This is a genomic window from Coleofasciculus sp. H7-1 (genome assembly GCF_057473865.1).
Genome location: NZ_JBYCCT010000069.1, coordinates 16,057 through 40,783, shown reverse-complemented (window position 1 = coordinate 40,783; position 24,727 = coordinate 16,057). Strand labels below are relative to the sequence as shown.

General features: G+C 46.3%; 20 protein-coding genes and 2 pseudogenes. 8 read left to right on the top strand and 14 right to left on the bottom strand.

Translation table 11 applies throughout. The features are described from left to right. Window positions 1-205: 205 nt before the first annotated feature. Window positions 206-1,603, bottom strand: a complete 1,398-nt coding sequence (locus AC2VDX_RS19095) for a carotenoid oxygenase family protein (protein WP_378173984.1) — start codon at window positions 1,601-1,603, stop codon at window positions 206-208. Window positions 1,604-1,926: 323 nt separating this feature from the next. Here AC2VDX_RS19095 and AC2VDX_RS19090 point away from each other — a divergent pair, with 323 nt between their 5' ends. Next, on the top strand, window positions 1,927-2,385 hold the full coding sequence (locus tag AC2VDX_RS19090) for a YbhB/YbcL family Raf kinase inhibitor-like protein (protein WP_378173987.1): 459 nt from the start codon (window positions 1,927-1,929) through the stop codon (window positions 2,383-2,385). Window positions 2,386-2,459: 74 nt separating this feature from the next. Here AC2VDX_RS19090 and AC2VDX_RS19085 read toward each other — a convergent pair whose 3' ends face one another. Then, window positions 2,460-3,080, bottom strand: a complete 621-nt coding sequence (locus tag AC2VDX_RS19085; protein ID WP_378173990.1) for a hypothetical protein — start codon at window positions 3,078-3,080, stop codon at window positions 2,460-2,462. A gap of 475 nt (window positions 3,081-3,555) precedes the next feature. Then, window positions 3,556-3,704: pseudogene (locus AC2VDX_RS19080) on the bottom strand (heavy metal-binding domain-containing protein); the annotation flags it as partial. Between the two features lie 148 nt (window positions 3,705-3,852). Between AC2VDX_RS19080 and AC2VDX_RS19075 the strand changes: the two are divergent. Beyond that, window positions 3,853-4,950 (top strand): tetratricopeptide repeat protein, encoded by a 1,098-nt coding sequence (locus tag AC2VDX_RS19075; RefSeq protein WP_378173992.1) that lies wholly within the window; start codon window positions 3,853-3,855, stop codon window positions 4,948-4,950. Between the two features lie 186 nt (window positions 4,951-5,136). On the opposite strand, the gene mnmH is transcribed toward AC2VDX_RS19075, so the two are convergent. Together mnmH and AC2VDX_RS19065 are read right to left on the bottom strand one after the other, a co-directional pair. Next, the gene (gene mnmH / locus AC2VDX_RS19070; protein ID WP_378173995.1) at window positions 5,137-6,318 is read right to left on the bottom strand and encodes a tRNA 2-selenouridine(34) synthase MnmH; all 1,182 of its coding nucleotides are present in this window, start codon (window positions 6,316-6,318) and stop codon (window positions 5,137-5,139) included. A 90-nt stretch (window positions 6,319-6,408) separates the two neighbouring features. Beyond that, window positions 6,409-7,590, bottom strand: a complete 1,182-nt coding sequence (locus AC2VDX_RS19065) for an aldo/keto reductase (RefSeq protein ID WP_378173998.1) — start codon at window positions 7,588-7,590, stop codon at window positions 6,409-6,411. Between the two features lie 72 nt (window positions 7,591-7,662). Between AC2VDX_RS19065 and AC2VDX_RS19060 the strand changes: the two genes are divergently transcribed. Beyond that, complete coding sequence (locus AC2VDX_RS19060; RefSeq protein WP_378174001.1) at window positions 7,663-8,199, top strand: DUF3421 domain-containing protein; 537 nt, start codon at window positions 7,663-7,665, stop codon at window positions 8,197-8,199. Between the two features lie 256 nt (window positions 8,200-8,455). On the opposite strand, the gene rpiA is transcribed toward AC2VDX_RS19060, so the two are convergent. After that, window positions 8,456-9,166, bottom strand: a complete 711-nt coding sequence (rpiA, locus tag AC2VDX_RS19055; protein WP_378174003.1) for a ribose-5-phosphate isomerase RpiA — start codon at window positions 9,164-9,166, stop codon at window positions 8,456-8,458. 273 nt (window positions 9,167-9,439) lie between these two features. Between rpiA and AC2VDX_RS19050 the strand changes: the two genes are divergently transcribed. The 3 genes from AC2VDX_RS19050 to AC2VDX_RS19040 all read left to right on the top strand — a co-directional run bounded on the left by AC2VDX_RS19050 (window position 9,440) and on the right by AC2VDX_RS19040 (window position 13,552). Then, window positions 9,440-11,323: a tetratricopeptide repeat protein gene (locus AC2VDX_RS19050; RefSeq protein ID WP_378174006.1), complete on the top strand. Its 1,884-nt coding sequence runs from the start codon at window positions 9,440-9,442 to the stop codon at window positions 11,321-11,323. Window positions 11,324-12,005: 682 nt separating this feature from the next. After that, complete coding sequence (locus AC2VDX_RS19045; protein WP_486928225.1) at window positions 12,006-13,112, top strand: EAL domain-containing protein; 1,107 nt, start codon at window positions 12,006-12,008, stop codon at window positions 13,110-13,112. 47 nt (window positions 13,113-13,159) lie between these two features. After that, window positions 13,160-13,552, top strand: a complete 393-nt coding sequence (locus AC2VDX_RS19040) for a hypothetical protein (RefSeq protein WP_378174011.1) — start codon at window positions 13,160-13,162, stop codon at window positions 13,550-13,552. A gap of 63 nt (window positions 13,553-13,615) precedes the next feature. Here AC2VDX_RS19040 and AC2VDX_RS19035 read toward each other — a convergent pair whose 3' ends face one another. The 7 genes and pseudogenes from AC2VDX_RS19035 to AC2VDX_RS19005 all read right to left on the bottom strand — a co-directional run bounded on the left by AC2VDX_RS19035 (window position 13,616) and on the right by AC2VDX_RS19005 (window position 22,431). After that, on the bottom strand, window positions 13,616-14,131 hold the full coding sequence (locus tag AC2VDX_RS19035; RefSeq protein WP_378174014.1) for an RNA recognition motif domain-containing protein: 516 nt from the start codon (window positions 14,129-14,131) through the stop codon (window positions 13,616-13,618). Then, a complete protein-coding gene (locus AC2VDX_RS19030; protein WP_486928228.1) occupies window positions 14,022-14,840 on the bottom strand; it encodes a nuclease/transposase family protein in 819 nt (272 codons plus the stop codon). The genes AC2VDX_RS19035 and AC2VDX_RS19030 overlap by 110 nt, the downstream gene beginning before the upstream one ends. A gap of 171 nt (window positions 14,841-15,011) precedes the next feature. Next, window positions 15,012-15,134: pseudogene (locus tag AC2VDX_RS19025) on the bottom strand (helix-turn-helix domain-containing protein); the annotation flags it as partial. A 273-nt stretch (window positions 15,135-15,407) separates the two neighbouring features. Next, complete coding sequence (locus tag AC2VDX_RS19020; protein WP_378174020.1) at window positions 15,408-17,552, bottom strand: caspase family protein; 2,145 nt, start codon at window positions 17,550-17,552, stop codon at window positions 15,408-15,410. A gap of 53 nt (window positions 17,553-17,605) precedes the next feature. After that, entirely contained in the window at window positions 17,606-21,064 is a 3,459-nt protein-coding gene (locus tag AC2VDX_RS19015; RefSeq protein WP_378174022.1) for a CHAT domain-containing protein, read from the bottom strand. 30 nt (window positions 21,065-21,094) lie between these two features. Then, window positions 21,095-21,799: a tetratricopeptide repeat protein gene (locus tag AC2VDX_RS19010; protein ID WP_486928227.1), complete on the bottom strand. Its 705-nt coding sequence runs from the start codon at window positions 21,797-21,799 to the stop codon at window positions 21,095-21,097. Between the two features lie 53 nt (window positions 21,800-21,852). Then, window positions 21,853-22,431 (bottom strand): tetratricopeptide repeat protein, encoded by a 579-nt coding sequence (locus AC2VDX_RS19005; RefSeq protein WP_378174025.1) that lies wholly within the window; start codon window positions 22,429-22,431, stop codon window positions 21,853-21,855. Window positions 22,432-22,795: 364 nt separating this feature from the next. On the opposite strand from AC2VDX_RS19005, the gene AC2VDX_RS19000 reads away from it, so the two are divergent. Both AC2VDX_RS19000 and AC2VDX_RS18995 read left to right on the top strand, forming a co-directional pair. Next, the gene (locus tag AC2VDX_RS19000) at window positions 22,796-23,290 is read left to right on the top strand and encodes an acyl-CoA thioesterase (RefSeq protein WP_378174028.1); all 495 of its coding nucleotides are present in this window, start codon (window positions 22,796-22,798) and stop codon (window positions 23,288-23,290) included. Between the two features lie 79 nt (window positions 23,291-23,369). Further along, the gene (locus AC2VDX_RS18995; protein WP_378174090.1) at window positions 23,370-24,095 is read left to right on the top strand and encodes a 2-phosphosulfolactate phosphatase family protein; all 726 of its coding nucleotides are present in this window, start codon (window positions 23,370-23,372) and stop codon (window positions 24,093-24,095) included. Window positions 24,096-24,186: 91 nt separating this feature from the next. Here the strand turns inward: AC2VDX_RS18995 and AC2VDX_RS18990 are convergent, their stop codons facing one another. Further along, entirely contained in the window at window positions 24,187-24,609 is a 423-nt protein-coding gene (locus tag AC2VDX_RS18990) for a response regulator transcription factor (RefSeq protein WP_378174030.1), read from the bottom strand. Window positions 24,610-24,727: the final 118 nt, after the last annotated feature.

Here is a 24,727-nt window from a genome sequence, read left to right as displayed (position 1 = left end):
TCTTGAGGAGTAGGAATCCAGTTATCATCGGCATCATACCAGCGCAACCAAATGCGATCGCGAAGCGTCTCCGAAGGAGATTCGCTTTCCCCATAAAAACCTTGCTACAGTCCCAAACCTAGCTGAATATTGTCAAGTTAAGATAATTTTGGCAAGAATGCGATCGCGCGTTGCGCTGACTTGTCAGTTCGCGTCTCACCACAAGCTAGACAGAAGCGCCTAACTGTTCCTCCCAAACCCAAGCACCGTGGAAACCGTAAGGCACTCGCTGGGGGATGAGGACACGCGCCACTGGTTCAGCAGTCACGTCCTGGGCATTTACGACCACCAGTTCAGAAGTATCTGCCCGATCATCGTGGACGAAAGTCATAAGCCAACCGTCATCCTCAGCAGTAGCATTGGGACGGGGAACAAATACCGCCTCGCCACCATAGCGTTCCCGTCCGAATTTGTGAGTTTCGGACTTACCACTATTGAAGTCATACTTGATGACACCTTCAAATAGAGGCATGGGATTATTTGCCATCTTTGCCGTATAACCGTAGCGCATTGGTCGTCCCATTCGCTGTTCGTTCAGACGCGGGAAATCAGAAGGCGCATCGTCCAGCATTTCCTCTTTTACCGTACCCGTGCTGAGGTTAAAGCGCCAGCGATACAACCGACCAGCGTCTCCCTCATTTTCACCGGGGGTCATATCAGTCGTTAAGACACTGGTGGAACTCATGCGACAAGCGACAAGCACCACTTCATCCCCCTCCTCGTAGGCATTGAGAGTATGGAAGACATAGCAGGGAGGACTTTCAAACCAGCGGATGTTGCTGTTATCGCCATGACGGGGGACAATACCAAAACGACTAGGGCGATCGCGCTCAAACATCAACGGTGGTTTACCCTGCTGCATTCGTACCATGCTGAAAGTTAGCGGCAGATCCATAAAAATGGTGTAGTGTTCGGTGATGGCAAAATCGTGCATCATCACCGCCATCGGCAAGTTGATGGGAACTGTCCGCAAAAGCTCACCGTTAGCTGAAACGACGCTGTATTTCAGGTACGGTGGGGCAAAGGAGTAGCCAAAAAACATCATCTCCCCAGTTTCGGCATCTACCTTGGGATGGGCGGTGAAGGCAGAAACCAGCTTGCCATCGTAAGTGTAAGCGCCGGATGTCTCTAAGCTGGGAACCTTGATAGCGTGAGGTTCGCCTCCTTCCCAAAGCGCCAGCAGTCGTCCATCGTGCCACACCAGAGCCGTGTTAGCAGTATTTTTAGGGAAATTGTAAGGATTGTTGCCTGGTGACGGTTCTGCCAACCCCGTCCAAATCGCCTTACCTGCTTCGCGCTCAATATTAAATCCCCGCGTCCGGATATAACGGTTGCGATATTGAGCTTTGCCGTTGTTTATTCGCACTCCGTGCAACATTCCATCCCCGTCAAACCAGTGATAGCGACCGATAGGTGAGAATTGGGGATTGGGGCCATTCCGCACGAACATCCCAGATAAGTCGGGGGGGAGGTTGCCAATTACTTTCAGGTTGGTGGGTGCGATTTCTTCCCGTACTGGTGCAAAGTTGCCATCTAGATAGGGATTGACTGCGATTGTGGTCATTCGTTGTGCTGAATCGATTGTCTTATCTATATTTATTTTGATTGAGCTAAGGCGATCGCGTCTCACGCTATGGTTGTGGAAACAAGCCAGATGAAGTGGCTGGGGTGGATTCGCCAAGTTTAGAGGAAGATGGGAACTGACAAGTCAGCGCAACGCGCGATCGCATCCTTCTCTATCTCTATAGCAGTCCTAGATTCGTGAAGGCGAGATCCGCGACTTCGTAAGAGTTGTCGCGGATCTGAAGGGCTGACATCTCACGACTCAAATAGGATTGTTATATATGAATGAATGCGAACAACTTTTATTCTAAACTGACACTAACGATGAAACTTGAAAGTACGGCTTTTACTGCAAATAGTGTAATTCCGTCTAAATACACCTGCGACGGCTCAAACATTTCCCCATCTCTTAGCTGGAATTCCCCTCCAGAGGGTACTCAGAGCCTCGCTTTAATCGTTGACGATCCGGATGCGCCTGGAGAAATTTTTGTCCACTGGGTTCTCTACGATCTCCCGCCTGAAATTCGCCATCTGCCTGGAGGCATTCCTAGTCAAGCAAACCTAGCTGAAGGGGGAGTCCAGGGTAAAAATGATTTTGGCAATTTAGGTTATGGTGGCCCTTGCCCGCCTAGTGGTACGCATCGATACTTTTTCAAACTCTACGCACTAGATCGACTATTAAATTTAGCAGCGGGTGCCACTAAAAACCAGTTGGAAGCGGCAATGAATGGTCATATTCTGGCAGCAGCAGAACTCATTGGGCGTTATAGTCGCCAGCGATAATCTTGCCGCAGTTCACAATTAATCTGCAAAAAAAACACCTTGAAAAAGGTGTTTTAAATGTTGGTCATCAATTTTTATGTATGATGCCGGGGAGTCCGGGCACCTAAAGATGAGCCAATTAGCGATGCTGCTAAACCTAATAGAGAACCGATTGTAAACGACCAACCTGCCTTAGCTGTGGCACCCGCAATATCACGAGTTTGCTGAGCCGTTACATTAGGCGCGTTGTTGGGTACATTTACCCCACCTTGTTGTGCTTGGTTGACGATTTCTCCAGCATTTGCTCCGACGATGCCGAATGCACCCGATATTCCACTTGCCAATAACCAGGAACTCAATGCCAAAGTAGTCGCCCAGAGAATGGCTCCATTTAACATTGCCGTATTTCGGTTCATCGGGCCACTGGCACGGGCGGCTACCCAACTACCAACCAAAAGTGAAAGGAACAAAGAGATAATCGACCAAATTCCGACTGCTCTCCCAACATCATCGGCATAGGATCTGGGTGCGCCTGAACCGGCAATATTAGTAGCACCAATTGCGGCTCCTAAAGCACTCAGAATTAGCTGAGTGGCTAAAGCAGTGACAATACCGGCAAAAATGGGACCCCACCTTACACGATCGTGGTACTCAACAATTTGATTGCCAGCAATTGGCTCTACAACAACCCTGTCTTCGCGATTTGTGTATGACATAGCTCACCGCTTTTCCTGTTTTTATTTTTTATAGAGCTACTTTTTTCTAACTTTCACCCTTGGGTTATACTTTATGCTGGTATTTATCTGAGTATATCTATCAGTAGGAAGAATCATGATATCTATCGCTAGAAATAATAAGTGTTCTATTTAGTTGAAAAGCGCGATCGCAATCATTAAAAAAATATTGGCTCTTCCGTAGTTGGTATGCTAAATTTATAGTCAAGAAGCGCCACAAGCTATACTAGCCATGAATTTAAGCCAATTTAGCGTTTATTAAATAGAAAATACAGTCCAAAATCGTTATACCTTGCTAGGTAAGCCTTTCAAGTTTTGGAATCAACTTTTTAGCATACCAAGTAATGAAGAGCCAAAAAATTTGAGCTTTACGGCTGTTTCGATGGCAGTGATGAGCAATAAAAAGCCAGACTGGTCGCTGTACTATCGCATCCCGTTCCGCTCAAAAACACAACAAATAACTGCCACTCCGTCCGCCGATAATATCCGGAATCCCAGCAAAAAAATCCGCAGGGCATGACTACCCTAGACGACTTCAACGGTGACAATTGCTAAAAATGCTTTTAACACAGCTTTTTGAATGACATCAGTTGTTGTTACAATCATTAACTATCCTCGTCAAAAATTTCTTTTTCTGGGAATTTGGGGCATAGACGAGGTAAAGCCAAGCTATCTGCTGTGTTTAAAGCTTCGGGATTTATGCTTCCGGAATGGAAACACTGAAAAATTGTAGAAACTCAAGATAAAATCGACCGTGCAAAAACAGACTTTATTAGTAGCCAGTCTCTTGTTGGTGCCAGCGATCGCCACCGTCAAAATGCCAGTTGTCCAAGCTGCTCAACTGGTAGCCCAGGACAATCAACAGCAGGTGAGCGAACTGCTGCGGCAGGGGCGTAAGTTGGTGGATGCGGGAGATATTGCCAGAGCTTTGGCAGTTTATCAACAAGCTGCCGTTCTCGATCGCGAAAACGCCCGCATATTCTCCGGCATCGGCTATTTACAAGCAGTTCAGGGCAACTACCGAGAAGCAGCCAAAGCTTATCAACAGGCTGTCACCCTCGAACCCAAGAATGCTGATTTTCAGTATGCTTTGGGTTACACTCTCGCGAATCTTGGAGACAATGCCAGTGCCGCAACCGCCTACCAGCGTGCTGCCCAGCTCAACAACAAGAACCTGAATGCCTATCTAGGATTAGGGGTGGTATTACAGCGTCAGGAAGATTATCAAGGCGCGATGCAAGCCTATGAAACTGCCCTCCAGCTCGATCCGAAAAATTTGCAAGCTTATGAATTTATCGGCTCCGCCCTCCTGAAGCAGGGACGTCCCGCAGAAGCCATTCAAGCTCTCCAGCAGGCTGTCGCCCTCGCCCCTAATGACAGCGGCGTGCAGTTGAACTTGGGAGCCGCTTACATGAAGCAAGGCAACGTCACGGCTGGGATTGCGGCTTTAGAACGGGCAGCCAAGATAGAACCTCGCAATGCTCAGATTAGCCTCCAGATTGGCAAAATTTTCCAAACCGGGAATAATCTGGATGATGCCTTAAAGGCTTATCAACGGGCAGTGCAGATCAAACCCGATCTAGTGGAAGCTCAGACAGCGATCGCTGATATTTTGCTAAAGCAGCAGGACTACCTAATGGCAATTGTTGCCTATCGGCGGCTGGTGGAAATGTCGCCGGAAAATGCCCAAGCTTTCTACAACTTGGGAATGGCGCTCAGAGGGAGAGAAAGGGTACCCGAAGCGATCGCTGCTTTTGAGCAAGCCCGCGACCTTTACCAGCGTCAGGGTCAGACGGAAGGCTCTCAGAGAGCGAATTCCGCCCTCAGAGAACTGCAAAAAGACCGAAGCTAAGCGCAAATGACGAATGACTGATTGATAGCTTCTTAAGAACTTATTAAGAGTCTCGGCTTGGGGAAATTTCTGCGGATAACTTGGACTGCAAGATACCTCCTAACTGCGTCCTCAGCCCCATTGATGTCAGAACAATTTAGAGCATCTAATGGGGCTTCCGTATTTTCGACTTGGGATTTTGGATGATTAGGCTGGGGTTGAGCAACGGATAGATTCTGGTTGTTCGCTCGTAGAACCCGCTCTAAAATCTAAAATTTCGACCAAAGCATCAACACTGGCATCCGATAAATCCGCCAGGGAAACCACTCGCTCTAAATTGGGAAAGCAGCGGCGGATAGCATGGTTGTAGCTCGGATCGTAGTGGCACTCTAGTAAGTCTCTCACCAATTTTTCCCACTGCCCAGCATCAATGAGCTGGTACCATTCGTGGAGTTTTTCCCAACCATAGCGAGATTTCAGTCTGTGCAACTTCCCTTTCAAAACCTCTGGGTGGGCGATTAAGTGAGGATATTCTTGCAAAAGCCACTGAATTCTAGCTTCTACAGGCAGCTGAATTTCTAAACAGCTTGCTTGTTTCATTTGCTGCCAGAGAGATGGGGGCAAATAAATGCGCCCAATTTTATTACTCTCTGCTTCCACCCACACCGGAAAGTTGGGATCGAGGCTTTGCAACTGTTGCAGTAGCAGGGATTCAAAGTGTTTTTGGGATGGCTGAGGCTGGGGATGGGTAATCGATAATTGTCTCTCTGCTTCAGATGCGATCGCCCTTGTCTCTACAAGCTGCTCCTTAGCTCCTTGGCTCCCATTCTCCCACTCTTCACCCAGGAGAGAACCACGATGGTTTGCTAAACCTTCCAGATCCAGCATCTGAATGCCAAACTGAGCCAGACGGCGCAAAATGTGGGTTTTACCGCTGCCAGTCATTCCAGATAATATCCGGAAGGTAAAGCGTTCTGGTAGGTGTTGCAGTTGCTCTCGTACCAAGGAACGATAGGTTTTGTAGCCACCTTGGAGGACAGTAACTTGCCAACCAATTTGACTTAAGACTGTCGCCAAACTGTTAGAACGCTGTCCTCCACGCCAGCAGTATACAAGGGGATGATAGTCTTTGCCTTTTTCGGCAAAGTGATGGGTGAGGTGATGGGAAATATTTTGAGAGACGAAGGCAGCGCCTAGTTTACGGGCGGTGAAAGGACAAACTTGTTTGTAGAGCGTTCCGACTTTAGCGCGTTCGTCGTCATCCAGAATGGGCAGGTTAATGGCACCTGGTATCCGATCTTCAGCGAATTCGCTGGGTGAGCGGACATCAATAATTTCGCTGTAAGTTTCTGCCTCAGATAGCTGAGTATAATTGGGCGATCGCGGCATTGTTAAATATTAAATATTAATGGCTAATTGCTGATGGCTAATTGAAGGATTGTTCAAGCACTCTTCGATTAGCCATTACCTAATACCATCTTATGTTTGGGATAAGCGTTTGAGCGTTTGACCTCCTAGCAGTCGGTCAGTTTCTTCCAGTAATGCGGGAATTTTGTCGGCGTGGGGACTATGGGCGAGACATTGCCGGAGGTCTAGTTCTCGCACCCGATCCGCTTTGGCTCCGGGAAACCAGTGGCTGGCGTTGCCCAGTAGGTTGTAGCGCATTTTAGCGTACTCAATCATATCGTAGGCGATCGCTAGATTTCTCAGCCACAGAATCACTTGTATATTCAGTCCACCAGGCGTTGCTTCTGGCTTTGGTAAGCCAATGTGCCAGGTTTTTACCCAGTCTTCTCCTAGGGTAGACTTCGCTTCTTTCTCCAAGCGATGAAGAATTGGCAACAAAACTGACTCTGCCTTCTCTAACAGCGGCAAGGTCTTCAGGTGTTCGTCAAAATCCTCAGGTCGTGACGCCCCCACACTAAGAGTATGCACCTGTAAATGACTCAGGCAAAACAAATCGTTAAACACCATTGGGCTGAGGGGATAGCACAAATCCACCAATTTTTGCGGTGGTTTAAACAGCATTCCTCCTTTCTCCGAAGGGCTGATAATAAAAACGCCCATATCGTGCCGAGAAGCTGCCTCAATTGCCGACCAGTTGAACTGATTGATGTAGTACCAGTGCAGGTTAACGTAGTCAAACTGGTTCGTCTCAATCGCCTTCACAATCATATCGGTCGGTCCGTGAGTCGAGAAGCCAATAAACCGAACTTTGCCTCGATCTTGTAGCTGTCGCGCCACCTCCAGACAGCCGCCAGGTTTAATGCTATCGTGCAGCAAATCGGCGTTATTGATGCCGTGTAGCGACAGCAAATCAACGTAATCTAGCTTCAAGTAAGCCAGCGACTTCTCAAATTCTTGGCGAAATTCTTTAGCGTCTGCTTTCGGGCTGATTTTCGTCTGGACAATCAGTTTTTCTCTGGGAAAAGTCGGCAAAATCCGCCCCAATTGCATCTCGGAGGTGCCGTAGCCACGGGCAGTTTCAATGTGATTGATTCCGACTTCTAAGGCTCGGCGAATCGTTGCTTCTACATTCCGTTGATTATCGCGGGGAATTCGCCAGGCGGGGACATCCTGCCACTTAAACTGATAGCGCATTCCCCCACAAGAAAACACGGGCATTTGTAATTCTGTACGCCCAAAGCGCCGATACTGCATCTTTCTAAATACATAAGAAAACTGCTGAATTGTGCTTGTAGTTAAGCACAACTATTTTTAGGGTAATTCAGTATGCTTGCAAACGTTGTTCGTACTACCTTGCTATCTTTTTTACCAGCAACCCTGCTGCTGGCATCAAGTTCTGCTATCCTGGCTCAGAATAGCCCCCGTCCTGAAGGAGCCTTGAATTGGGTAGGTGCATCGAATAGAGAAATTCCGCCCGATGCCGTGGTTGGTGGGTATGAATCAGGGCGTCGTTTGTACATCTGTCGTGCCGAATATAACGGTGGCGTGCATCCGGGAAAAGTTGTCGGCAACAATTGTAATTTTGGTTGGGGAGAAGAGGAAATTCTCAGCCCTTTCTATGAAGTTTTAACCGCGCCGCGAAACGTTCGGATTGCTTGGATAGAAGCATCGAACGGACGGGTGCCAACAGGTGCGATCGCTGGTGGTATAGAAGCAGATCGAGATATATTTATCTGTCGGGCATCTCACAATAATGGCGTCCATCCCGGAAAAATTGTCGGTAGCAATTGCAATATTAGTTGGGGAGGACAGGAGATTCTCAAGCGCAACTATCAGGTAGCCGTGCTAAGGAGAAATCGTTAAAAATCCGAGTTTAAGTTTATGCGATCGCTAGGATTTAGCGTCAACAAAAAAACGCCTGAAACTAGGATAGGGTCGGATTTTCAGGACTTACGCAAAGCTTATACATATAGCGTTCTTGTCGGTTCAATCCCCCTGTGGTTGCCCAAGAGATGTCGCGCAAGTTGCGTAAGTCCTGATTTTGTCTCGCACGGTAAAAGAGACAAAATCCTGATATAGAGCAGATTGGTAATTTTGCTCTGAGCATCACAAAAGAAGATTAAGCTTCTCGCACAATCGGCTTACCATCTACCACTTCGCCCACTAACACTAAATCTGTGACGCCCACAAATAAACCATTTTCCAAAACGCCAGGAATATTATTGAGCGTCTTTTCCAGTTCTCCAGGATTATCGATGGTGTCAAATTTTACGTCAATTACCAGATTGCCTTGATCGGTGACGACGGGACCCGCTTTTTTGACGCCCATCCGCAATTCTGGCTTACCGCCTAGCTTTTCGATCGCCCGCATCACGGGTGTCATCGCCATCGGAATTACCTCTACTGGCACGCGGAAGCTGGAACCCAGTCTGTCAACTAGCTTGGAACTATCGACCACGACGATAAACTGTTCTGCCAAATAATCTACTATCTTTTCCTGAGTGTGAGCAGCACCGCCCCCTTTAATCAAATTGTGCTGCGGATCGACTTCATCGGCTCCATCAATGGCAATATCAATGCGATCGGCTTCATCCAGGGTGGTTAAGGGAATTCCGTACTGTTTAGCCAGCACGGATGCTTGAAATGAGGTAGGGATGCCTTTGATGTCTTTGAGATCGCCGGACTTCAAGCGATCGCCCAAAAATTCAATTGCATAAGCGGTCGTCGATCCGGTGCCCAGCCCCACTATCGTACCCGACTGGACGCGGGCGGCGGCGGCTTTCCCGACTTCCTGCTTCATCACCTTAACGGGATCTTGTTCTGCGGTCATTCTGAAAACTCCTGGCGATATTGACAACTTGGCTCTGTAGGCTAGGATCGCTTAGCAATACTACTCGGTTAATTTCTCCCCCATTCCTCTCCACCTCTGCCATGCACCACTTCTAAAAGAAGAGTGTTTTTAGCTTTGAGGAGAGTCCAATTTCCCTCTTTCCCGTGTATGGAAGGGGGGTTTGAGGGGTGCGATCCGATCCGAAAAGTAGGCGATCGCGTAAACCTAAACCAACTCAGCTGCAATCAGTCTACTATCTGGAGTTCCCTTCCTATGACTCAGGGTAAAAATTTTTCTCATTCAGATTATCAACACGACTCAAATCTAACTCCAGAAGCACACCGTCAAAAAATTCAGGATGAGCAAACAAGCACTACACGCAAAGCCTTATTGCTGCTTGAAGAAGGATTAAAATTAGCAGAATTAGGAAAGTATAAGGAGGCTGTTGCCCGTTATCAAGAAGCTTTAGATATTCAACCTAACTCTGATAAAATTCTATACAACTATGGACTTTCCTTATTTTATCTAAGCCGCTACAACGAAGCTGTTAGTTGTTACGATAAAGCCATAAAGTTAAATCCAGATTATTCCGAAGCTTGGAGCGATCGCGCCCATGCACTGATGATGTTAGGTCGCGGTAAAGAAGCACTGGCTAGTTGCGAACAAGCTTTGAAAATTCAACCGGAATCTTATCAAGTCTGGTACAAGCGGGGTTGGGTGCTGAGCAAATTAAATCGCCGTCAAGAAGCGATCGCTAGCTGTGATAAAGCTTTGGAAATTCAGCCGGATAGCTATGAAGCCTGGTGTACCCGTGGGGTTGTGCTACCGCTACCCAAACGCCGCCAAGAAGCACTTTCCAATTTTGAAAAAGCTTTGGAACTCAATCCAGACTACCAGCGAGCTTGGTACAATCGCGGTTTGTTAATGGTGAATTTAGGACGAAATGAAGAAGCACTGGCTAGTTTTGAAAAAGCTATCACAATTCAACCAGATTGTCAAGAATTCTGGTTTCCCCAAGCCTGGTATGGTCGCGGCTTTGTCCTGGGAAAATTACATCGCTATCAAGAAGCGATCGCTAGCTTTGAAAAAGCCCTACAACTTAAACCAGAATACCCTGCGGCTGCCTTCTATAAACTGATCTGCTTGCTCGTAACAGGTAAGGTTTTTCCACATCTAGTGCATTCTGAAAAAAGAAAGCGCCTGTTCAACGAACTGAAAATTATTGTCAATGCCTTTAAGTATCAATTATTATTTCTCGCCGCCTTTATTTTTGTCATCAGTTCTGCTCAATCGCCTTGGGCAACAAATTTTAAGCAATTATTCTCTACTTTGTTTTCGATTGCAATCATTTGGTTTATTCTCCGCGATCTTTGGAAAAACAAGTCCCAATTAAATTGGGTATTAGGAATTTATTTTAAAAGTGGCATTTTAAGTTATGTCCGGGCAGTTTTTATTCTATTTGTTACCCTAACGACATTTGCAGTAGTAACGCCTTACGTTCCCCAATTTATGCAATGGGGATGGGCTAGTGCAGTTTTCGGAAATTCGGGAAATATCATATTTCAACCCTTTGATACTATTAAAAGCATTCAGCCTCCACCAGAAAATCTCAATTCTCAACTTCCCAGCCCCAGTAAAAGCTTACCGCCTGATGAAAAGATTGCAACTCAACCCCAGGAGTCACCTGATGAAAATGTTGCAACTCAACCCCAGAACTTACCCGATGAAAAGGTTGCAACTCAGACTTATAAAGCAGTCCCAACCAACAGTACGGCTCAGAAAGCACCTTTTGATTACACAAAAGTTTTAATGGTTATTTTTTGGCTATGTTTAATTTTAATGGTTCCGTTTTGGGCTGGATTGGAGGAAAAGATTTTTCGTCAAGGTGCTAACACCTGGAAGCAGATAATCGGAAATTCTACAGCTTTTGGCTTAGTGCATATCTCCGTAGGAATTCCAATTTATGCAGGTTTTCTGCTAATTATTCCTGGCTTCTTATTTGCTTGTCGCTATAAATTTGTACATGACAAGTCTTTCAGAAAAAATAATAATGAAAAAGTAGCTCAGGAAGCAGGAGTTCAGGCAAGTACAGCAGATCATGCAATCTACAATGCGATCCTGATAACTTTTTTGGTTTTTGTAATGTTAACGGCGTAATCAGATAAGGATGCGATCGCATTCTCTATTCTCATGTCACTCACCTAGCGCCGCGCCAGCAGTATTCCCTTCATAGAAGCGATGCACTAAGCTAGCACTTCCACCAGCAGCGGCGAAGGTAGCATCCATCTGTCCACAACAGACTTCTTTACTTACGTGCGGATTTATGCAAGAAACCTCCCTGTACTATAGCGGTTTTTGGTTGGGTGCAGTACAGTGCATGACCTCTCTGCTTATAGGAGATAGGCTTTGAGTCTTACTCCCCTTCCCCGTAAAAAATATTTATTCCGCTTCCCTCTCCTTATAGGAGAGGGTTAGGGAGAGGTGGGAAGGGGTTAGGTCTGTATTGGACTCAACTGCTTGCCCGCTATAGGTAAAATTTTTTAGTCTCTATACCAAGGTGTTGCCCAATTGCGGCATGATTTTGCGGGGACACCTCCTGTGGGTTCCCGAATATAGATAAGCCAAAGTTATTGCCTAAAACGGCTCATGGCTTCTTGATCGCAGCCTAGGAGCGAATAATGTTTGCTACGAGCTTCCCATTTTTTGAAAACTAACCTATAGTACCGTTGGGAATACCTCTTACGCCCTCAGATAGAAGACAGTTTCAGTTGATACAGGGTATTTCCTAGGTTGATATATCTTTATTCGTTAGAAGAAAATATTGGTAGTCTCTGCTGTAATGTCACAGATTCATCCGCTTAATCTGGTTATCCAACCTGATGACAAAGAAACTAGCTGCTGTCTTTCCAGCATTGGGTTTCAGGAGCTTCCTGCCATGCCTCAGCTTCTCTATCAAACTGTAACTAATCGTGAACTGGTTAGTATTTTTCTCAAGATCAGCCAAGTACTTTCAGAAACCAGTCAAGCTTCCTCACGCTTTTTCCTGACGCGAACCGAGCAAAGAGATTCTTCCCTTGGGACATCGCCACGCGATTATCAAAATTTACTAGGGGATTTTTTAAAAGCGCAACCGATTAGCACGATTACCCAGGCGGTTAAATATGCTTGGTTTTTTCAGATTTTAGCGAAGCAGCAGATATTTTTTCACTATCAGCCTATTTTTAATTTATCAACAGGCGAAATAATTGCTTATGAATGTTTGGCACGCGCCAAAGATGATCGGGAAGGACACTTTAGCGGTTATCAGTTGATTGAAGCAGCTCTTTCGACGAAATTGGCTTGCGAGTTTGATGAACTGGCTCGGACAATTTGTTTACAATCAATTGCTGACACGAAGAGCCATCAAACCTTTTTTATCAATATATTACCCAATGTAATTAGCAAAGATCCTGCATCCCTAGATCAGAACATCAAGTTAATTCTCGATCTGGGATTACAGCCCGAACAAATTGTATTTGAATTAACCGAAGTAGAAGCGCTGGTTAGTTGCCCAAAACTATTGAAAACCATCAACCGCCTGCGAGAATGGGGGTTTGGGATTGCTGTGGATGATTTGTGCGCCTGTGTTTCCCCAGATAACTACTTCATGGAGTTTTGCCCGGATTTGATCAAGATAGATCGTCGATTGGTACATGGTTGCAGTCAGCATTCTCTCAAGCAGGTGATGCTCAAAAGTTTAGTGAATTCTGCTCATAACTTGGGCATTCGAGTCGTCGCTGAGGGACTTGAAGACATGGAAGATATTGAGTTCTGCTGCGAGATAGAGGTAGATTACGGGCAGGGATTTGGGTTGGCAATGCCACAGGTGACTTTGCAGCAGCAACGGCTCGATTTGGTGAAGTCGTCGCTCAGGATTTTGTCTTACACAGATCCCTGCACCTGTTAAAACCAGATGCTGCTAAGATGCTTTCCTGTTACAACTGACTCTTATCTATGCAGCTTGAATTTATCCCAGTCGAAGAATTTTATTTTGCACTAACCTTAGCCGTAAAAACTTTGGAGGAAGTGGAGCAACCGGGCTTAATAGAACAAGTGCTAGAGCGCCTCGACCTCAAATACGGTCAGCCTTCTACAATTGCCGCAGCCAGCCAGAATACGTTTAACTACGTATTTCGGGTTCTAGAGATAGACAACAGCCCTGCAAGTCAGCTGATTGTCTCAGTAGCAGACTGGCAAGGCAAATTGCGTCTAAGCAGTGATTATGGCTGGACTCTCGATCAAGATCGCAAGCCCGTTCGCACCGAACGATTTAACCAGCGACCAGAATTTGCCAAGCAGCTACGCTGCTACCTACAAGACTGGTTGCAAGTACCTTTGAGTAATTAGCTGTTTGTCGTTAGTCATTAGTCATTAGTCATTAGCCTTTGACTAATGACTAATGACTAATGACTAATTGCTTTGAGCAGCCAACAGTTCTTTCAGCTTCGCCAATTCGCCAGCCCAGCGGGGATCTGGTTGAAAGGTATCTGATTCATTAGATGTTGACCCTTCAGAGCGTCGCGACTTCTTGTTACTGCCGCCACGACGACCACCCCCGGTGGGAGTGGGAGCGGGAGCGCTACCGCCACCGCCACCGCCACCGCCAGCAGCTTTGTTGCTTTCCTTGATAGGAGCTGGCGCTGCTGGGCGAGGTTCTTCTTCTCCTTCACCCTTAGCTCTTGGCAATGCCTTTTCTATTTTTAAAGGGCTGTCTTGGAACATCTGACCGTTGAACTTTTCAATAATTTCATCAGCTAGTTCATCCGTCTTCACGGTTACAAAAGCAAAACCCCGACATTTGCCGGTTTTCCGGTCTTTAATCACCTTGGTGGAAACAGAATCGCTCATGTCCCCAAAGATGGCTTGTAACTCCTGACGGTCTACTTCTTCTTTGGGCAAATTGCCTACATACAAACGGATAGACATGGAAAAATACCTCCAGACTCAATATCTTTAAACAAAAATTGCGATCGCAAAGCGTATGCCCGATGGGGCTGCTCGCACTAAACCCGATCTTCGGTGACAGATTCTCCCAATCAACCTTACGGCTTATTTGGATTCTCGTTTCAGCGAGAGCCTTTTGGTCTACCCCAACCCGACAGCCTGATGGGATGACCGCCGCCTTTTTCTTCATTTTCCTGAAAACGTTTTCATCTCGATTAAGAGCCAATCCGTCATCAGAATAGAAAAACCATCTGTCAGCCTGCGTCTTGGAAAATTCCGCCTCACAGCTAGAATCTTCTTGAATCGTGCCAGATGGATGTATCAGCCCATAGAAACGCCTTCCTGCTATCAACCATTTAAACGCCGAATAGCGCTTCTTCCCAGCACCGATGAGCGCCAAGATAGACAAGAATTGTTCCCATCCAGCACCCGTAACAAACTTTGCCAATTTGCTCCCGGCGAGTTTATTATTGATCAAATCTCGATCGGCAACGACCATTAATTGTTTCAATAGCCAGTTGGCAACTTGTTGGGAAAAATCTTGACGCTGGGAAGCAACATTTAACGGTGACAATTCAATCTGCTGGACAGCTTTAACTCGACGCTTACTGCCCTGTTTCTGGCGAGACAACCGACGCTGTAACCGCTCAATCCGCTTCTGGGCTTTCCTATTGTATCGAGGGATTGCCACCTGCTCAACGCAGTTTTGTAATAGCTGAAAAAAAAGTCTTTTATCGGCTGGAAATAAAGGGTTTGTTTTTTTAAATTTGCGCTTTTGGCTGCAAGAATCTGGCTTATCTTTAAGTGATGCGATTGAACAACTGCTTTGGCAATAGCAGTTGGTGTTGCAACCATTTTGCTCCCACCAGTTAAAGCGTTCAGTCAACCGATAATTGTACTGCCATCTGAGCGCTCCTATCCACTCCTTCATTGTAACTAACTGCTGCTGAGTTGGGCGCAATCGATACTGATGGGCGATTCTCATTAGAGAATTGTATCCTAAATTACTGTAATCTTTGCACTCGACCTTTATGGATATCGAGTTGTCTACAGCAGTATCGAAGCAAGACGTTTTTGGTTGCTCCCAATTATTGCAGGATATTTACATTATTTCTAAAGGTATCACGGTCTCTGCGATGGGGCTAGTTTAAATAGTAGATTTCCGTCTTTAGCAGTATTTTCAGGACTGAAGCACTCAACCTCCACACCCCAAGTGGATCGGTTCTCAAGATACTGCCTTCTGTTATCGCCGGAACGGTCAAATAACTTCAAAGGTAATCGACATCGCCGCCATCTGAGTTGTATCCACGTTGCTCACGCCTTGGGGTGAGGTTCCAGAGGTGCCGCGCGTGCCTTCCGCGAGGTCATCGAGCAAATCGCCGACCACTTGAGTTGGCTCCGAAAGAGATACGGGGCCTCTTTTATCCCGTGGTGCCAGGTTTCGCAGTGCTTGCAGGGCTTTTCGCAGGGGCGTGCTACTGGCAACAATCAGGACTTCTGCGACTCCTTTGGGTTCTTGGGTGATGAGGTTAAATTGATCGTTAGCCCCAGGAATTTGTAGTGTCTGCCCAGCCCTCACCTGCGTAACATCATCGGTCGCCGTCCATTGATTCGGAAAGATCGCTGATATTTCTCCAGTTGGGTCAATTACTAGGACGCTGAAATAGAGGTCGCGCGGCTCATTGTTGGTAATCTGGAACTGCACCGACGTTCCGAGCGGTAACTTGCGATCATCCGAGGGAAGATTCTGCGAAGGATTATTGGAAGAAGTCCCTTGACCGATACCACGAACGGTGAAGGCGCTGGCAAGAATTTCATTTTGACCGGCTCGATTCATCGAAGCAGTGACCTTTAGGCGCGATGAATTGGTATTCAGAGTGAGTTTGACAATCCTGGCTGCGAGTAAGGACTTCAGTTTGGCTTGCAGGCGATTGACAGCATCGGCTACGGTTTCACCGGCAGCACCAAAGGAGCCAGGAATCGGCTCCATCGCTGGAGAAAATAAACCTAAACTGCCGCCACTGTTCATCCTTCCAAAGATGTATTGCACCTCTTGCTGTTGTAAAGGTAGAGCTTCAAGGCGCTTGATCGCTTGTAAAGCTTGTTTCGCTGGCGCGGTGTCGTTGCCTAAAGAGGGGTCAAGACCAATTTTTAAAGTTACATCACTGGGAATTCCGCGAGTGCGTTCCTGCAACAGCGATCCGGGTTTGGCAGTATTTAACAATTTGCCGCGTCCGATTAAGCCTTGACGAGATTCTAACTGCACGACTCCTTGTTCGCGCCCTTGGGAGTCTACTACGGTCAGGATGGCATCTTGATCGAAGGCTACGAGACTTTGGGGGTTGAGTCCCCCCAGCCATAATTGAGCTTGGTTGCCCTCTACTTTAGTGATTACAGCTTCCGCTGGAGGCGTTTGTTGACCAATAAAGTAAATGGGTTGCTTGAGATTACTGCTGCCTGGTTTCGCCTCAAATTCTGGATCTTGACGAGATGACATTCGTGTGATGTTACGACCAATATTGGGGAGGGCGCTGGCGAAAGATTCGCTGCCGGTTTGTTGCCACAGATATTGAGTCATTAAATAAGTAAAGGCACCGGCATAAAAGTCGCTGAAGGGGGTGTCAGCGGCAAACTGGTCGCGCTTGGCTGAGGCAATGACGACCCCTTTGGCGACACCCTCGCGGCGGCGGCGCACAAATTCAGCGGGTGAGAGATTCAGGCGCTTTAGCCATTGCTGCTGATATTCTATTTCGGCGGGAACTGGTTGAAGTTGAGCGCCACCATCACGCGATCGCACGACTAAATTCCCCCTTTTGCCGCCACCTGAGTGACAGCTATCTAGCACCGCAGTGACGTTCTCTGTCTTCAGGGCGTCCATCAGTAAAAATAAAGTGTGCCCCATGATGTCTTCTACAACGCCTCTTTCACCGGGAAATCCGGTAGGGAGCGAACTATCGATGGGCACAAAGGTACTATTGAGACACTTCCCTGTCGGGTCTTTGAAGTCGCAGTCGGGGTCAGCGACCTGAGAACCGTGCCCGGAGTAGTGAAACACCACGACATCCCCGGACTTCGCTTGTTTAATTAGGTGTTCTTCAAAGGCGTCCAAAATGCCTTTGCGAGTCGCTTGTTGATCGGTCACGATCAGAATGTCTTTCGGGTGAAAGCCAAATCGGTGAATCAGCAGTTGCTGCTGCAAATCGACATCGGTGATGCATCCTCGCAACGGTGCTGTTGGATAGGCATTAATCCCCACCAGCAAGGCAAGCTTCCGAGGCGTCCCTTGAGCGATCGCACGAGCAAAGCGATCGCCTTGCTGCATAATATCCAGCTGGCTCAAACCCAGCGTTGCCAAAGTAGATCCGGCAAACTGCAAAAACTGACGGCGCTTAATGTGAGGCATAATCACTTTTAACTAGATTGGTGTTACTGTCTTAACTCAAAACTCAAAACTCTTTAAAGTCCATTTCCAATCAAAATGAAGGGTGCCCAATAATAGGGGTGAGAAAATTCTGAGCCATTGCTAGGGGTTATCGGCGGTCGAGAGTCAGGTATTTGTTCGACAAGAATGCCACCGCGAGGCTCGGTATTGGCTGCTGTTGAGACATTACCTTGTAACAGATTGAGTTGAGCTTGGCGCAACGCTTCGGCTTTGGTCATCGGCTTTTCAGAGGTGCTGTTGGCTAAATTTTTGTAAAATTGTTGCATCAATAGACTGGTACTGCCATCGTCCACGAGCCACAGAGAAGCCATCACCGCCTTTGCCCCCCGGTTCAAGAAGTGGTAAGCCATACTAGCAATTTCTATACCGTCTTGACGAGGACCAGCCAAGGCGGTTTGGCAAGCTGACAGCACTACCAAATGAATGTTGCTTAACCCGGTTAAGGTTTTTATCTGGGGAATAGTGAGTTGTTCGCCGGTTCCTAAAAGAATGTAGGATTTATCGGCGCTATCAGGAACAAATACACCATGAGTCGCTAGGTGTAAAATTTTATAACCTTTGAGATTGTCTTGCAGGGTTGCGAAGTCAAAGGCGCGGTTCAGGAACTTTTGACCTGGATAAATTCCATGATTATTTTTGGTGTCCTGACGCACAATGGCATCGATTTCGGCAGGCACATTTGGTAGAGGACTGAAACCAGGGACAGCATCAGATAATCCCATTGCCAAAACAGGGCTATTTTGAGTACCTACAGGTAGTTTATCGCGGGTGTCCGTATCTTCTGTCAATACATTGTAGATTGTGTATTTTTCAATCAGATATTGTTTCCCGTCATAAAGGGCGCTCATGGGAATGTAGCGCGTCACCCTATCGAGGGCAAAGACTAAGTTTTTCACCTGGCTATTCTTATTTTGAAGTTCCGCCTCTAAGTCTTTCATTAGCCAGTTATAAAGTTTTAGGCTAACTGCTTGCACTTTGGTAGCTTCAGCAGAACCGCAATTAGCAACCTTCTCGCACTCATTCATTAAATCGCGAAACTCTTTGACTGCATTTCCTAATTCATCTCTTGTGACGTTAACTTTAACGGTTTTGACCGCACCCCCTTGGGCATATAGCTGTAACCACAGTTCATTTTCTAGCACCAAGGGATAAATCATCACCGTGCCTGGTTGTGCTTCGACAATTTCTTGAGCTTTTGCCAGTTTGTTAGGGTCAAAGAAAGCGTCATCTTTGGCACGGTTAGCGCGAATTTCTTGGTCAATTTTTTGCAATTGTTGGTCAAATTCAACGATCAGAGAGGTGCGGCGAGTCGTAAGCTCTTTAAGTTGACTACATTTAGTGCTTTCACACTCATTAATTTCTCTTGCCAAGGCAATTATAGACTCACTTTGAGGAGGAATCTTTGTCTCTGTTGGAGTGAGTGGAATGTTTGGCTTATCACCCGTATTACCTCTAGGACTAATAGCTTCTCGAATTTCCTGTTCTCTCATCAGTTGTTGTACTTGCAGTGCTTCTTTGTCTCGTCCTTGGGAGAGCAATAAGGCTGCTAACTGGCGATAGATATCAGATATTTTAACTCGGTCAAAATCGACGATAGCTTCCAAGAATGATTTCTGTAACTCTGGGGGTAAACCTTGGATATTGCGCCGTACTTCCTCGATTTTATTAACGGATTGCTTGTAGTAGCCAATGGCAATGTTAGGCTGATTTAAATCGCGGTAAATGCGAGCTAACCCGGCGTATATGTAAGCATCACCACCCGTAACTTGGTTATCTGTTGTAATAGCTAAGGCTTGTTGATAGGCGGCGATGGCTTGCTCTTTGCGTCCGAATTTGCGATGTAGACTTCCAATAAGAGTAAGTGCTTGCTTTTCCCAAATGGAATTTTGGGTTTTTCGAGTAAAATCCAAAAAGGTTTGAGCTGTTTCCATTGCTGTGGCATCATTGCCCAACTCACCGTAACCAGTACTCAGCATTTTATTGGCAAACGCTTCTAATCCAGGTACTTTAATTTCTTGGAAAATTGCTAACGCCTGTTGAGCAAATTCTACAGTTTTTTGTGGTTCTCGTCGGACAAAGTAGGTAGAAGCGATATTCAATAAAGCCACCCCTTCGCCTTGGCGGTTTTTCAGTTGCCGCATGGTGGCAAGTGCTTGTTGGTAATAGTCGCGGCTTTTTGGGTAATCTCCCAGGCTATAATAGACATCGCCTAATTCAAATTGGGGGATAGCTTGGGCAGGAGGACTTTTGATTTCGTCAGCGATTTTTAAACTTTTTTGATTCAACTCTAGGGATTTTTGGAATTCGTTGCTATTGTTGTAAAGATTACCTAGATAAGCTAATGCCATTGATTCCAAAGCGGGATTTTTTAATTCTCGTGCTATTGCCAAACTTTGTTCGATGAATTCCTTACCTTTGCTGTATTCTCCCAAAACTTGGTAAGCATCACCCAAATTCATCAGCAACTCTGCTTCCTGTTCGCGCCTTTTGTATTTGCGTGCAGATACCAAACCGGGTTCAGCGACGGCAATTACTTTTTGATAGTCTCCCTGCTTTTGATAAGCCTGACTTAATACACTAGCCGCCCAAGCTTCGCCGCGAAAGTCTTTAATTTTTTGGGCAATAGCTAAACTTTTTTGCCCTGCATCAATTGCTTGGTCAAATTCTCCTTGAGAGGTGTATGCTTCCCCTAGCGTTGCTAAAGCTTGCAGTTCCCAACCCGGATTTTGTTGTTGTTGGGCGTTTTCTAGAACTTGGCTAGCTACCTCAATTGCTTTTTGGGTGTCTCCCAAAGCAAGAAAACTGCGGCTTAAACTATACAAAGCTGAGTTTTCATAGGAACCCTTGTTAGTTTGTCGCAGCAGCATCAAGCGTTGTTGGGCAAATTCTAGCGCTTTTTGATAGTTCCCTTGGTTATTGTAAATATCGTTGAATTCATCCAAAATACGCTGCTCTATATCGGTGTTTTCCAGACGCTTGGCAATTTGCAATGCTTGGTTTGCTGACTCTAGCGCCTGGGGATGGTTGCCCTGTTTCGTGTAAGCTTGACTCAGTTGTTGCAACGCCTGTGTCTCTAGTTTGGAGTCTTTAATTTGCCGTGCAATGGTTAAGGCTTGCTGAGTTGATTCAATAGCTTTGGGGAAATCCCGCAAATCTGTGTATAGTTCGCCTAAACTCAGTACCGCCTCTGCCTTCCAATCTGGTTTGTTGAGGGTTTGCACGTATGTTAAGCGTTGCTTGGCAAACTCAATGGCTGTGTCATATTCCCCTAGATTCCTATAACCTAAACTCAACCCGGCTAGTGCATTAGACTGCAATTGCAAAGCACCCTTTTGTCGAATTGGAGCTAATTCATAAAAATTTATTTCTTGCGACTTTGCTAAGGCTTGCTGGAATAATTCAATCCCTTTCTGAATTTTTCTTAAAACATAATAGGTGCTACCAAGACCGTTTAAACCACTTACTTCTCCCACTGTATCCTTTTGTTCTCGTGCAATTTCTAATCATCGCTTATTTAACTCAATAACTTTGTGATCATCTCCTTGAAAAGAGTAAATGACGCCAAGAGCAGACAAAGCATTTGATTCTGCCTGTAATGCCTTAATTTGGCGAGCAATGTTCACTGCTTGTTGCAAGAATTCGATTGCTTTGTCGTTGTCATATAAAATTCGGTAAGCACTTCCCAAATTAGACAAAGCCTCTGCTTCCCATTCAGGATTTTTCTCTTCTCTTGCAAAAGTCAAAACTTCCTGCGCTAACTTAATCACGCGGGTTGCTTGTGTTCTGGCTTGAGAATGTAATCCTTTTGTGGAGAGATTACGTGCTTTAGAATCATCAAGCAGCATTATCAGCCCCAGGGTTTGCAGTTGGGACGTGCTGTCATTAATTTCGCGTTGAACTGCCAATGATTGTTGGAGAAACTCCACAGCACGTTCTTTGTCGTCTTTGAGGATGTAAGTGTTGCCTATCTGCGACAGCGCTAAGGACTCGTGCCACCGCAACCCTAATTCTCGAAATATAGGTAGTGCTTGCTGGCGAGTTTCCAAAGCCTGGTCATATTTATGTTGGGAGACATAAACAAACCCGATTTGCAGTAGCGTAACGCCTTCCAAGGCGCGGTTGCCTACCTCTCGGTGGGCGGTTAAGGCTTTCTCGTACCATTCCAAGGCACGGGGATAGTCTTGTAAATCGGAGTAAGTTGATGCTATTACAGACAGGGTAAATCCGGCTTGAAATTTATCTCCGATTTCTTGCTGAATCGCTAGGGCTTGTTTAAGGTTTCTAAGGCTTTAGGATATTGTTTTAAATCAGCGTAGTTCGCCCCTATCTTTCTGAGTGTCTTAGCTTCCCCAGCACGGTCTTTTACTTCCAGACGAATTGCTAAGGCTTGCTGTAAAATTTTCAAGGCTTTGTCATATTGGTTTTTGCGGTTGTAAACTGAGCTAAGGTTATCCAGGGTTTCTCCCTCTCCAGCGCGGTCTTTGAGTTCCTGACGAATAGTCAATGCTTGCGGCAAAACTTCTTCGGCTTTGTCAGGTTGCGATAAACCGAGGTAAACCTCGCTTATGTTGTTGAGGGTTTGGGCAATTCCGGCTTTATCATTCAGTTGTTGGCGTATCTCCAGCACTCGTTGATAGGTAGCGACTGCCTTTCGGTATTGCCCGTGGCGATATTGGTGTACTCCTTGTTGAAAAAGTCGATCTGCTTCGGTTTTCCGGTCTTGAGACGTTGGTGCCTGTGCTAAAGCGCTTTCTAAAAGATGAAGGATGGAGGATGAAGGGTGAAGGGAGAGAAGCAGGGTGATAGTGACAAGGCTGAGGTGATAGACGCGACGATGCATGGGACGACTCCTCCACAAGCGGTTTAGCAGATGGCTGGCTTAGAAATTGGTAATTTCATCAGTAGGGAATCGGCAAAAACCAGATGCTTTCTGAGGAAATCACGGTTGGCGACAGTAAAATTTCTATGCTACTGGAAGAGATCCACGCTTGCGATCGCTCGTTACGGACGAATCGCACTGAACTAAAGCCCTAAACGAAAGTTTGGGCTAAAAGCTCGCAACTCGTTGAAACGGGTTGATCGCGTACAGGCTGGCTGTCGCTGTTGATGGGTATCAGGGAGAAGAGTTATCTGACGATCTCAGGAGGCGATCGCGCTCAGTCTAGAGGTACAATCCTCTAGGTGTACTGAGGACGATAGGCAACGTGTCAGAAGAACCACAAACCTCGCCATCACTGCCACCTACGGGCGCGATTGAAAGCGTATCTCTAACAGCTACGACGGAGAACTGGTTTGAATACCCAGTCAAAGCGCAACCTCACCATACTGACTATGCAGGTATTGTCTGGCATGGCTCATATATTGCCTGGATGGAGGAAGCGCGGGTGGAATGCCTGCGCTCAATTGGCATCGAATTTGCAGATTTAGTCGCCTTGGGATGCGATATGCCGGTTGTGGATCTTTCGGTGCGCTACCACCGCCCCCTGCGGATGGGAATGAGTGCTGTGCTGAAGACGCGCATGGCAGATACCGAGGGCGTCCGCATCAATTGGGATTATCAGATTCAATCTGCCGATGGACAAGAGTTGTACGTCACTGCCAAAGTCACGTTAGTGGTAGTAGATCGAGAGAAGGGTAAGATTATGCGCCAGTTACCACCCACGATGAAGGATGCGTTGGCACGACTTTCGGCAGTTTAATCTAAATTGGTAGGCTTTCCTACCTAATGCTACCTAAAATGTTAAATCAATAGTTTTGATTGCAGGTAAAGCTTTAATTGTGAAGTTATTTGTCTACCACACGCCCGAACTTACGCCCTCCGACAGCGTACCTGAGTGCGCGATCGCGATCGATGTACTCCGCGCCACTACCACTATCGCCACCGCACTGAATGCGGGTGCTGAGGCTGTCCAAGTCTTCAGCGATATGGAAACCTTGATGCAAGTCAGCGAACAGTGGCAAGCCGATCTCCGGTTGCGTGCCGGAGAACGCGGTGGTGCTAAAGTGTCTGGCTGCGATTTGGGCAATTCTCCCCTGGATTGTACTCCAGAGCGCGTACAGGGACGGCGGTTGTTTATCAGTACCACGAATGGCACTCGCGCCCTACAGCGCGTGCAGAATGCTCCAGCGGTTCTGGCAGCAGCGCTGGTGAATCGTCAAGCGGTGGTGGAGTACGTTCTCAGCAAGCAGCCAGAGACGGTTTGGCTGCTGGGATCGGGTTGGGAAGGCAGTTTTTCCCTGGAGGATACGGTGTGTGCAGGTGCGATCGCTCACTCTTTACAAGAAAAAGGGTCGCTAGAATTAGGTAATGATGAAGGATTTGCCGCGATCGCTCTTTACCAGCAGTGGCAGAATAATTTACTAGAGCTGTTTTACAACGCCAGTCACGGTCAACGGCTGTTACGCCTCGACTGTCAAGAAGACCTGAAATATTGCTCTCAAACCGATATTTTAGATGTGCTGCCGATCCAGCGAGAACTCGGAGTGTTGGTCAAGAATATCTAAGCACGCTTTTTCACTTTTCCCCGCCGGTAGAATGCAGTTTATAAAGCTAATACGAACGGGAAATTTAGCGTTGCTTAGAGTCATGAAGCATCTAACTGGGTGGATTTGCGTTCGCCCGATCGGATGCATCACGATCTTTAGACTCCAGCAGTCGTTTGATTTCATTCAAAATTGTATCTAATCCTGCATCTTTAGCTAAAAAAGCATCCGCCTCTGGGCAAATTTCCCTACCGAATTCTAACTGGTTGGCACTAATAAATCCGGTTGCTAAAACTAATAAAGGAGGATTTATTAAATTATTTTTTATATGATTGATGATCTCGCAACCATCCATACCTTTTTCATAAGGAGCCGGTGGAAGAGAAAAATCTATAATCAGTAAATCGTAACCTTCTATTTCTTGTAAAAATGTAAAGACTGTTTTATAAATATGGACTTCAAAATCTTTTCGTAAAAAACGCTCTACGATCAAGCACCAATTCTCATCATCATCCAATACACCTATCTTGTACATGGATTTTGATCCCTCTCTAATCAATAGCTGGGCGAAACCCAAACCTAAAATTTATTTGCTAAAGTCAAGCAATCTACTCTCACAGAACCTCATCCTCTATTCTCTATTATAGTTTGGA

Excerpts from the sequence above, each read along its gene's own strand:
- AC2VDX_RS19085 (WP_378173990.1), bottom strand. The coding sequence starts at position 3,080 with ATGTCATACACAAATCGCGAAGACAGGGTTGTTGTAGAGCCAATTGCT.
- AC2VDX_RS19060 (WP_378174001.1), top strand. The coding sequence starts at position 7,663 with ATGCTTGCAAACGTTGTTCGTACTACCTTGCTATCTTTTTTACCAGCA.
- AC2VDX_RS19045 (WP_486928225.1), top strand. The coding sequence starts at position 12,006 with ATGTCACAGATTCATCCGCTTAATCTGGTTATCCAACCTGATGACAAA.
- AC2VDX_RS18990 (WP_378174030.1), bottom strand. The coding sequence starts at position 24,609 with ATGTACAAGATAGGTGTATTGGATGATGATGAGAATTGGTGCTTGATC.
- AC2VDX_RS19035 (WP_378174014.1), bottom strand. The coding sequence starts at position 14,131 with ATGTCTATCCGTTTGTATGTAGGCAATTTGCCCAAAGAAGAAGTAGAC.
- AC2VDX_RS19065 (WP_378173998.1), bottom strand. The coding sequence starts at position 7,590 with ATGCAGTATCGGCGCTTTGGGCGTACAGAATTACAAATGCCCGTGTTT.
- mnmH (WP_378173995.1), bottom strand. The coding sequence starts at position 6,318 with ATGCCGCGATCGCCCAATTATACTCAGCTATCTGAGGCAGAAACTTAC.
- AC2VDX_RS19040 (WP_378174011.1), top strand. The coding sequence starts at position 13,160 with ATGCAGCTTGAATTTATCCCAGTCGAAGAATTTTATTTTGCACTAACC.
- AC2VDX_RS19050 (WP_378174006.1), top strand. The coding sequence starts at position 9,440 with ATGACTCAGGGTAAAAATTTTTCTCATTCAGATTATCAACACGACTCA.
- AC2VDX_RS19090 (WP_378173987.1), top strand. The coding sequence starts at position 1,927 with ATGAAACTTGAAAGTACGGCTTTTACTGCAAATAGTGTAATTCCGTCT.
- rpiA (WP_378174003.1), bottom strand. The coding sequence starts at position 9,166 with ATGACCGCAGAACAAGATCCCGTTAAGGTGATGAAGCAGGAAGTCGGG.
- AC2VDX_RS19005 (WP_378174025.1), bottom strand. The coding sequence starts at position 22,431 with ATGCATCGTCGCGTCTATCACCTCAGCCTTGTCACTATCACCCTGCTT.
- AC2VDX_RS19095 (WP_378173984.1), bottom strand. The coding sequence starts at position 1,603 with ATGACCACAATCGCAGTCAATCCCTATCTAGATGGCAACTTTGCACCA.
- AC2VDX_RS19020 (WP_378174020.1), bottom strand. The coding sequence starts at position 17,552 with ATGCCTCACATTAAGCGCCGTCAGTTTTTGCAGTTTGCCGGATCTACT.